This window comes from Cupriavidus sp. 86D6 (genome assembly GCF_057815095.1).
Genome location: NZ_JBYPSB010000032.1, coordinates 1 through 8,116, shown reverse-complemented (window position 1 = coordinate 8,116; position 8,116 = coordinate 1). Strand labels below are relative to the sequence as shown.

Annotated in this window: 7 protein-coding genes; 3 read left to right on the top strand and 4 right to left on the bottom strand. The window is 55.4% G+C overall.

From position 1 onward, the window contains the following. Positions 1-208 precede the first annotated feature (208 nt). From AC3G88_RS29240 to AC3G88_RS29225, 4 genes are all read right to left on the bottom strand, one after another. Positions 209-1,360, bottom strand: a complete 1,152-nt coding sequence (locus tag AC3G88_RS29240) for a PIN domain-containing protein (RefSeq protein WP_488894477.1) — start codon at positions 1,358-1,360, stop codon at positions 209-211. A gap of 142 nt (positions 1,361-1,502) precedes the next feature. Further along, positions 1,503-3,590 (bottom strand): DEAD/DEAH box helicase, encoded by a 2,088-nt coding sequence (locus tag AC3G88_RS29235; protein ID WP_488894476.1) that lies wholly within the window; start codon positions 3,588-3,590, stop codon positions 1,503-1,505. 5 nt (positions 3,591-3,595) lie between these two features. Further along, positions 3,596-4,519 (bottom strand): HamA C-terminal domain-containing protein, encoded by a 924-nt coding sequence (locus AC3G88_RS29230; protein ID WP_488894475.1) that lies wholly within the window; start codon positions 4,517-4,519, stop codon positions 3,596-3,598. Between the two features lie 17 nt (positions 4,520-4,536). Next, positions 4,537-4,764: a DCL family protein gene (locus AC3G88_RS29225; protein ID WP_488894478.1), complete on the bottom strand. Its 228-nt coding sequence runs from the start codon at positions 4,762-4,764 to the stop codon at positions 4,537-4,539. A 520-nt stretch (positions 4,765-5,284) separates the two neighbouring features. On the opposite strand from AC3G88_RS29225, the gene AC3G88_RS29220 reads away from it, so the two are divergent. Genes AC3G88_RS29220 through AC3G88_RS29210 form a run of 3 tightly spaced genes read left to right on the top strand, consistent with a single transcriptional unit; the run spans position 5,285 to position 7,619 of the window. Continuing rightward, complete coding sequence (locus AC3G88_RS29220; protein ID WP_488894474.1) at positions 5,285-6,358, top strand: ATP-dependent nuclease; 1,074 nt, start codon at positions 5,285-5,287, stop codon at positions 6,356-6,358. Then, the gene (locus AC3G88_RS29215) at positions 6,343-7,410 is read left to right on the top strand and encodes a DNA helicase UvrD (RefSeq protein WP_488894473.1); all 1,068 of its coding nucleotides are present in this window, start codon (positions 6,343-6,345) and stop codon (positions 7,408-7,410) included. Before AC3G88_RS29220 ends, AC3G88_RS29215 begins: the two co-directional genes overlap by 16 nt. Beyond that, on the top strand, positions 7,407-7,619 hold the full coding sequence (locus AC3G88_RS29210) for a hypothetical protein (RefSeq protein ID WP_488894472.1): 213 nt from the start codon (positions 7,407-7,409) through the stop codon (positions 7,617-7,619). Before AC3G88_RS29215 ends, AC3G88_RS29210 begins: the two co-directional genes overlap by 4 nt. The last annotated feature ends 497 nt before the right edge of the window (positions 7,620-8,116 follow it).

Below are 8,116 nucleotides of genomic sequence, written 5' to 3'. Positions count from 1 at the left end.
GTCGCTTCGTGACTGCACAACGGACGCTCGCGAATCCACGCGCAATGGCAGAGTCTGGCCGGAAGCGGCCTCCGCACCCCCCCCCCCGGGTCAGGAGTCAGTGCAAATCAACATCCTCGCCTTCCAAGTTGAAGTGCCACAGCCGACGGACGTCCCGACATCGAAGGTCCATTGGGCCGACTGCAAGTGTGGTGCAACCGCCAACGGGCTAGTCGTCCTCGTCGCGCGAATAGTCCGGGCCGACCGTTCCGACGTTGAAATCGATTCGTTCCATCTTTACAGCGATCTCCGTAACGTCATTGCTTGACAATTCCGACGCTTTACCTGTTGCGAAATCTTCAATATCGAGCGTGATGGACAGCTCCACTCTCACATCGGTCGCACTCTCTGCATAGGTGTGCCCAACGGGCACGTTGTCCTTGTCGATGGAATCTCTAACAAAAAAACTGAAAGCAAATTTTCCGTCAACAACGAAGCTCGCAGATACTGAAATGACAGCTTCTTCAGCGTCGGCGGAAAGAACGGCCGCACTTTCTACATCAAGTGAAAACGAATCCTGTCGCACAAACAGTTCAACGACCTCTTCATCGAAGCCGCAATATGAGTCAGCGTCGACGTAGGGGAGGTGATCGTCAAGCTCAAATTGAACGGCCCCTTCGAGTTGTTCTTTGGCAGGCCCCGACGCGAGCCAGGAAGCGGCGGCAACTCGGACTCTGTCCGGGAGCATTTCTCCCCGGACGCGAACTAGCGCGGCGAGCACATCCTTGAGCTCAGGAGCGATTATCAGACGATCAGACTTCTCAGCGTACCGCTTCCAGTCCCCATCACTGGAGACACAAAGTACTTTTGTATCATGCTTCTTCGCCCAGCCTTCGAGGGTGAGCAATGCGATAGCGTCCGGAAACTCGGCCTTCTTCTTCGCATCGGCCTCGAATGGCGGCTCGGCCGCAAAATAGCGGTTCATCAACTCGTCGATCGACGTGTAATCTGCAGCGTGAATAACAGTCGCCGAAACATTACCAAAGTAGTTGTTGAGAGCAGCCTTCGGATTTTGCTCTTGACCGTCCATTGCGTCGGTGACGGATTGGATTACATCATCCGGCACGAGCTTTTTTAAACGCCCGAGTACCTTAGCGTCGAAAGCCTTCGTGCTTTCGAGCTTCTCCCGTAGATGACGCTCCATTTCGCGAGCCGTCATGTCTGAAAACAACAGTTGCTTTCCAGCTTGAGCTACTTGCCGAAGCAACAACAGGTTCCCATCATGAACATTCTTACCTTCCGCGTCGAACACATTCGTGTCAATAGTGATTGCTCCGACTGCGTCACTGGCAAGCAAGTCCTTGATTTTCTCGTTTTCCACGGTTTCGATTCCAAATTATCTGGCTAAGCATAGAATACCGACAATATATGAGAACTATCTGTCGACAGGTCGCTTTTGGCCGTTAGGCTCGCGCGCCCACTGACGCTTACGTTAGCGGTCGCGGAGAAAAGCGCGGAGCGAACTAGTGACGGGCAATCCCTTCAAGAAAGTACTCGAGCACGTATCGATCGAATTCATCCAGTCTCGCCGTCTCCGCTATTTTCTCCGACGGTATCTGGCCAAGCGCTTCCAGTGCCGCATGCAAGGTCAGGCCTTCATCCTCGAAGTTGAGGATCTTTGCGGTGTGGAGCTTCTTTGTGAGCATTCTTGGTAGCCCATACTCTTCTAGTTCGAGGACACACGATGGCAGGAACGCCTTCGACAGCTTGGCGATAAATGGGGAGATATCCAAGTGCAATTCCGTAAGAATTTCCTTCTGTAGCACGTTGATATCGCTCAAGAGCGCCGTCAACTTGAAGGTCGCATTGCGCTCAAGTTTGAAGAATTGCTCGATGGTTACGTCCTGCGCGTCTAATTGGTCGAGCAACTCGGGGATAGAGCACGTCCAGTTGTAAGACAATGTCCTGACGAACTCAACAAATTTGGTGTATGGCGCTTCCCAGTCACCGGGAGCGAGACGCAGAACCTTGTAAAGGATCCATGCCCAGTGTTCATTGGAGGCAGAATTCAAGATTGCTAGCCCACGCCAGCTCTTGCGATTCCGACTGATTTCCAAGGCGATCTCAGTGATTAGTGTTGTATCGCCGGAAATGAGCGCACCTTCTTCCTTTAGACGCTCGAAGACTTCTTGACCTAGGACCGCCGCCATCTCTTCCTTGTAAAGCAGGATCTTGGCAATCTGATCTTTGGTTAATGCCTGTCGGAACTCCTGTTCATCGACCTCCGCGAGGAGTTCGTCAGGAAAGGTCAGATCCAGTTGCGTGTCTGCTGGAGCGGGGGGGCGTTCGAGGATATAAATGTTGCCGATGAAATGCCTGAACATTCGCCCACCGCGACCGATGATGTTCCGATAGGTAAAGTCGTTCAGTCTCAGCTTGCCATTCTTGTTGCTCCACACGATAACGTTCTCGGCGGACGTGTTGACCCCCTCGATGATGGATGACGTCGAAACGAGGGTTCGCAAGCCGGCTTCCTCTTCGAACAGCTTGACTTGGATCTGGCTGAGAGACCTGTGCAACTGGCCTGTGTGGATGCCGGTGCCGCGCTTGACAAGCGAAGTAAGGATCCAGTTGGGATCGTAGTTGGTCGCTAGCCAATCGGAGAACGCCGACAACACTTCGCTGTCGACCGGCTCCGTCTTTGCAAGCAGCAGATTAGATACACGCTCTACGTTGGAATAGGTGCCGGCGTAGATCAGGGACTTGGTCTCTTGTGCAAGGATCTCGATAAGGGCATCGTTCTTGCGCTGGGCGTCGTTTCCGATTTCCCTGTAGAGCTCGTACTTTTCCAGAAATACCGTATTGAAGTCGAGGGGTAGGAAAAGCATATCCTCGGTGAACGGATTGTCGTTCAGCCGAGAGATGTTAGGCGCGAGATAGTATTTCTGCTTCGCGATTGCGCCGAGCTTCATCATCGCCCTTAGCAAGGCTGGCGAGCGTTCCTTGTCGAACTCCTGGCTTGCTTTGTAGAACTCGTCCACCACCAGCAGGTCCAGGGATTCCAGCTTGCTGGCATAGTGAATCGCCCGCTCCTGAGGGAATATCAAGATATTCTTTTCGGCTAGGGAGACGTCGGCAGTCGTCACGATCTTGTACTGAGCAGAGAACTTGCGGCTGAGTCTCCGGCGTGTCTCGTCGGTAAGAGCAATGGTAGGGACGAGAATCAGGACGTTTTTTGGCTTCTGGATTGCAATGTAGGCGTCGATGATCAGGCTCTTCCCGAAGCTCGTGGGAGCGCTCACCGCCAGGTTTGTGCCCTCAAGCAAATGCTTCAGGACCAGAGATTGCTCGCTGTGTAAGGTAACCGGTTGATCCTGGCCGATATCCACCTTGAATGATTCGTAGACGAAACGGTCCTGCCACGTTGCGGTGTCGGGGTCAAGATAAGGAAAGAGTCCTGATTCCCTGATCAGATGATTGACCAACGGTGAATAGGTGGCTTGCGCGCGCTCATGCTCATCGAGCAGCCGTATCAGTCGGTTTCGGGCCTCGTAGCCATCGCCAGCTTCGAGCAACTCATTGATAGCGGCACATTCTGCAAAGGTTTCCATGTCGCTTACCTCTTGGCTTTGTGAAATGCCACTTCCTTGGAAAACTGCTCGATGAGCCGAGTGCGGTCAGGCACAGGAAACAAGATCAGGTGAAAGGTAATCTCGGCGTACTTCGCGATAGTTCCCGGAAGCGTGGCGAGTTGCTTCCCGATATAGGCAGTTGCTCGTTCGAGATGAAAGTTCCGGACGGTCGCCCGATAGTCATCATCCATCTCCGTCGCAGCAGCGGTGATCGCGCATTCGTGAAGCAACAGAATTGGGACATTGATCTTCGATTTGATGTGATCGATAGAGTTTTTTGGCGCGAGGGCGTCCTTGATCCTGGCGGCCAGCTCGGGGTCGGTGACCAGGCGGTCGATATCCGACGTGTTCGTGATGATGCTGTTCTCTTTCTTCAGCTTGTCAGTCTTCAGCGAGTTGCCGATTGACTCGACGATCGCTGGCAACCGAGCATTCTCAATGCTGTTGTAGAACTTGGCTTCTCCGAACCAGAGTGAGAAGTCATTGTCACCCTCCAGCACAATGTGGACGCTGTCGGCGCCCTTAGCGTTGTCTTGTACGTTCTGTTTGTAGAAGATTTTCGGTACCACTGGGAGCGCGTTGTAGTGATGGTGCATGATGCCGTACAGCACAATCTCCGCAAGCTCACTGCCTTGACCAATGTCTCCAGCCTTATCGGTCAGCCGCAGATTCTTGGCGGACTCTCGCAGCGTGGAACGGCTCTGGCCGTTGAGCTTCTCTCGCTCCTGCGCAGAAAGCGCGGTCAGGGCGATGTTGTCCCAGATGAAGTTCTCGAACTTCTCATATCGCCAGAGCAAGTCTTCGAAGTCGTTGGCTAGGCTCAGTACCCGCTTCTTCTCGACTGGGGCGAGCGGGGTGTCGGCAAAGATCTTGAGGTAGAGGTCGTCTACCAGTATCTCGAAATCCATGGCTGCTATCCCCGAACTCAGTCAGCTTTCTGGGTTATGCATCGGTCATAGGAGAACCTCTCCGTGGTCCCGTCGGTTCGAACCACGCGAAAGCACTGCGTGCCATATTCCGCCGGGATTACCTCGAAATAATCGATACCAACGCCGACTTTGGTTGTGTACTCGGGGTGTCGTTGGAAGAGCCCCTTCAAATGAACGGCGTCTACACTGGAGACTCGCTCACCAGGTACATACTGATTCAACATATCCTGGAAAAAGACTCTCGCTTGACCCTGGGTCTCGAACGTCCTCGATTCGAGTACCACCGGCTTTCCTCGTCCCATTTGTTGTTCCTTGTTTTGAAGGATGCCATACACCGCGCTTATTCTCGCCGGAGGCATCTGCGGCGTATATACCCCAATTGGAGTGTCCATTCCGTCGGTGGGGGGCGCCGGTTCAACGTTGAAAAGGGGGATAACGCAGATGACCAGTAACAGATCGAATCAGCCACTCCAACCGACTGTAGCCGCCGCTCCGAGGCCTTCGAGGGCCTAATGAAAACGCATTCACACGCGACGTGAGAATAGGCCCGTCGGCAAAAACAACTCCAAGGGGATAGAGGCCGACGGTCTGCGCCTCGAGATCGCACCGGTCGACGAGTACGGCAAGGCCATCGCCGACGTCCTCGCACAGGACGAGCCTAATTTCCCGTACGAATACTACGGCATCCGGTTTCACACGTTTTCTGGCGATGCGCTCGTCGCCTACAAGCGTCCGGTCAGGCATTTGTCATTAGACAGTTCCCGCATCGACAGCGAACATGCCGTTCGGGAATACACGCGCGCCGTGTTCGGCGTGCATACCGATGTGCCCACTCGACATCGCCTCGAAAACCAGTACCGTCGCGGAAAGGACGCCTTTCGCAAGGAATATCTGGGCCCGGTCAACCACAACCTGGCGGACTACCAGTTCGGCGTGCGCAGTGGTCACCGTTCGAACCTGGAGGTCGACCTGCAGATCATGGAGGACGGCATTCCGCTGGAGCATCGCGGCAAGGGACGGCAGTGCTTCCTGAAGACGGAGTTTGCATTGCGCCGACACAAGAATAACGGCGCATCGTTGCATGCGTTGCTGTTGGAGGAACCCGAAAACCATTTGAGTCACACGGGTATGCGCAGGCTCGTGCGAAGCCTGGAGGGTGCGGCGCAGACACAATTATTTGTGGCCACGCACAGCAGTCATATTGCGTCCCGGCTGAATCTTCGCCACGCGCAGTTACTGGGCGTCAACCATCGAGCGTCGAGTCTCCGTGCGCTCAGTGAGGAGACGGCCAATTTCTTCATCAAGGCGCCTGACAACAATGTTCTGGAATTCGCGCTGTCCCGACGCGTGATCTTGGTCGAGGGCGACGCGGAGTTCATTCTCTTCGAAGCGTTGTACCGAACTGCGTCGGGAGGCACCACGCCGGAGCAGGACGACGTGCATGTGATGGCGATCGGCGGCACAAGCTTCAAGCGTTATCTGGAGTTGGGCAGGCTGCTGGGCATCCGGACCGCCGCGATTCGGGACAACGACGGAAACTATCAAGCCAACTGTGTGGACAATTTTGCCGGTCTCGTCTATGACGCCGGCCGGGTGTTCGCCGACCCTGACAATGCGAGACATACGTTCGAGGTGGGCTTGCATGCCTGGAACACAGCGGCTTGCGAGGCCCTCTTTTCGGGGGGCAGGCGCACGTTGACCCCGCTGCAATACATGCTGGCGAACAAGACCGACGCCGCCTTGAGCTTGCTCACAAGTCAGCATGCGCTGGTTGTCCCCCGCTACATCGAAGAGGCCGTGCAGTGGATAAGAGGGTAATCTTCGCGGTGGCGGGATCCGGCAAAACCACGCACCTGATCGACGAACTCGACCTGGAGCGGCGGGTACTGCTGATTACCTACACCGAGAACAATTTCGCCCACCTGCGGATTCGCGTGCTGCAGAAGTTCGGGTATTTGCCGCCGAACATTGTGGTCTGTACCTACTTCAAGTTTCTGCACAATTTCTGCTACCGGCCGCTGCTGCAGATGCGTCTGGGCAGCCGAGGCATGAATTTTCATCTGCCGCCCGCGCAGACGGCCAGATTCGCCTTGACCCAGGATGCGCGCTACCTGGACGGCCGTCGCCGTCTTTATCACAACCGGCTCGCCAAGTTGCTGGAGGTCAAAGGCTGCCTGCCGGCCATTCTGGCGCGCATGGAACGCTACTTCGACCGGGTCTTCGTCGATGAAGTGCAGGACTTCGGGGGCCACGATTTTAATCTGCTGGCAGCGATATGTCGGGCGAACACGGATGTGCTGTTTGTCGGCGATTTTTTCCAACACACCTTCGATACCAGTCGCGACGGGTCGGTGAACCGGACGCTGCACGATGATTTTGGCGCCTATGCACAACGCTTTGCCGCACAAGGCATCACGGTGGATCGCCAATCCCTGCGGGCGAGCCGCCGGTGCAGCACGACCGTCTGTGATTTCATCCGCGAACATTTGCAGATCGACATGCATGCGCATGAGGCGCGGAACTCCGACCTGTCAGTTGTGGAGCAAGCGCCGTTGGCGAAAGAGCTCTACCGGGATCCCGTCATTGTCAAACTCTTTTACAGCAGTCACACCCGGTATGGCTGTTTCTCCCACAACTGGGGGGCCAGCAAGGGGATGGACCACTTTCGTGACGTCTGTGTCGTGCTTGGGCCTGACGCATGGGCGCGCTTGCAGGCCGGTGACCTGCAGCGCCTGGCGCCGCAGACCCGCAACAAGCTGTACGTGGCGTGCTCACGGGCGCGCGAAAACCTCTACTTCGTCCGTGAGCACGATCTACGGGGCTGCGGAACTGACATCTGCCTATGTCAAGGAAGAGCACTCCTCAATTGATCGTCGAGTTTGTCAAATCGGTGGGCCACTATTTCGAACTGACGACTTCCTTGTTCGCCCTGATGCCCTATACGGTGCTCTGCCGTACGTGGGCCAGGCAGCGCGCGCTGCTCGCCGGCATTGCGCGTCGGGAGCCTACCGGGGACACCGGCTCGGAAGAGCAGCGCATGCTCAAGCAGCTTCGGCTGCGCGGGCGCCAGCCAGATTGACGACCCGTATGTGGGCCAGGTCGCGCAACTAGTAACGCAGAGAGCGGCCTATGCGTAAATTTGCGTTTCAGCAGCAGTAGATATTTACCATTTTCTACGCACAGGCGTTATCTATTGAGAAATAACAGTATTACAATCAATGCGTTACGTTTTCTGGTGCGTGAGATGGTGGAAAGAACCCATCCTGATCCCGCCTCATACCGGTTGTGAAGAAGAGCCCCGCCCAGTGCGGGGCTTTTTCTTTGGTCTGTCCGTCCTGTGCGCACGTATCGATAAGCCGGCCTCCGCCGGCTTTTTCGTTTGTCCCTCGTCGCGAAGGCAGGCGTCCGGGTCATATTCAATAATTTTGAATAACTATGACGACGATAGCCCACTTTGCGCAGGTGGCTGGTCGCTATAGTTCTGCACATGGACAGCGCAGCAACGCAGCGAACCGAACGAAGCGAAGCCAGCGCCGCCCGATAACACCTCAAACTTATTGAATCGTTTTTAATACC

Coding starts and splice junctions, on each gene's coding strand:
- AC3G88_RS29235 (WP_488894476.1), bottom strand. CDS start 3,590: ATGGAAACCTTTGCAGAATGTGCCGCTATCAATGAGTTGCTCGAAGCT.
- AC3G88_RS29230 (WP_488894475.1), bottom strand. CDS start 4,519: ATGGATTTCGAGATACTGGTAGACGACCTCTACCTCAAGATCTTTGCC.
- AC3G88_RS29225 (WP_488894478.1), bottom strand. CDS start 4,764: ATGTTGAATCAGTATGTACCTGGTGAGCGAGTCTCCAGTGTAGACGCC.